Source organism: Paenibacillus sp. PastF-3, assembly GCF_029893135.1.
GTDB classification, from domain to species: Bacteria; Bacillota; Bacilli; order Paenibacillales; family Paenibacillaceae; genus Paenibacillus_AQ; species Paenibacillus_AQ nitricinens.
This window is the reverse complement of record NZ_JARXWM010000044.1, coordinates 1-1,351: the sequence shown is the minus strand read 5'-3', so window position 1 is coordinate 1,351 and position 1,351 is coordinate 1. Positions and strand designations below refer to the sequence as shown.

General features: G+C 46.0%; 1 protein-coding gene. It reads right to left on the bottom strand.

Annotated elements, in window-relative coordinates; translation table 11 throughout:
• Positions 1-1,278: IS1182 family transposase (locus tag M2444_RS33415; RefSeq protein ID WP_481857559.1), on the bottom strand; the 1,278-nt coding region annotated here is incomplete at its 3' end.
• Between the last annotated feature and the right edge of the window lie 73 nt (positions 1,279-1,351).

Below are 1,351 nucleotides of genomic sequence, written 5' to 3'. Positions count from 1 at the left end.
TTTTGTACAACGTTCCTTCATTGGGCAGCCCTCGCAACTTGGGCTGCGGTAATGACGTTTTCGAATTTCATAGCCACTCTCCAAGACTTCCTTGCTTTCTTTTCGGAAATGCAATGTTTGTCCGGCAGGGCACTTCCACGTATCCTCGGCTTTGTCGTATGTCCAGTTCTCAATTTTCCCCACATTCTCTTTCCACGCTTTGCTTTTTTCCTTGTGGTAGTTCCCATACTTCACAACACCTTGAATCTTTTCTTTTTCCAAGTATGCGTAGTTTTCTTCACTACCGTAGCCTGCATCTGCAATGACCGTTTGAGGAAACTTTCCAAGTGTTGTTTTTACATGCTCTAGATGTGGCAAGAAGCAACGAGTGTCTGTTGGTCTTTGGTGTAGACTGTAAGCCAAAATAAACTGGTTTTCCGTTCCAATCTGTACATTGTAGCCTGGTTTGAGTTGACCATTGCGCATGTGGTCTTCCTTCATCCGCATGAAAGTTGCATCTGGATCTGTCTTGCTAAAGCTATTCCGGTCTCCGAGTAGTTTTTGGTACTGCTCGTATTTCTGCAGCCTGGGTAACAAATCTTTGCGGAGCGTCCGAGCGGCTTTCTTTAGGCGCTTGTCTTTGGGTTTTTCCACTAGCTGGGCTTCAAGTGTCTGTGTCATTTGTTCGAGCTTCTCGCTCGTGATTGTGGTAGACTCTCCGAGCTCTGCAGGGTCTTGGGCTTGGCATTCATATTCTTCTTGTTTTTCTGTGGCTTCAATGTCGGCAAACAGCGTATGGACTTTTTCTTGAAGCTTCTTCTTGTGCTTAAGGACAGCCTTACCCCAGACGAAGGTATAGCGATTCGCATTCGCTTCGATCTTCGTGCCATCTACAAAGTAATGCTCTAGGGAGATGTATTTTTCGTTCGCAAGAAACTGAAGGATAACGGTAAAGACAGTTTCTAAAACATCCCGCATACGCTGGGAACGGAAACGGTTAATGGTGCGAAAATCCGGACGTTGCCTTCCGGCCAGCCACATGAAGGGAATGTTCTCGCGTACAGATTTGGCGATTTGCCTTGAGGAATAGATGCGCTGGGTGTAGGCGTAAATAATGACTTTGGTCAGCATTTTAGGGTGATAGCTGTCGCGTCCGCCGCCAGGATAGGCAGCGTCAAAGATAGCGTCGTCTAGCCGATTTATAGCGGCATTCACGACACGAACGAGGTGGTTTTCTGGAATATCCTCTTCTAAATCCATTGGCAGGTAAAGTTGGTCCATGGTATATTGAATGTACAAAGAAATCGCTCCTTTGGGAATGGTTGGGTGGTACCTCCATTTTACCAAAACGAGCGATTTCTTTGTTTTTTTT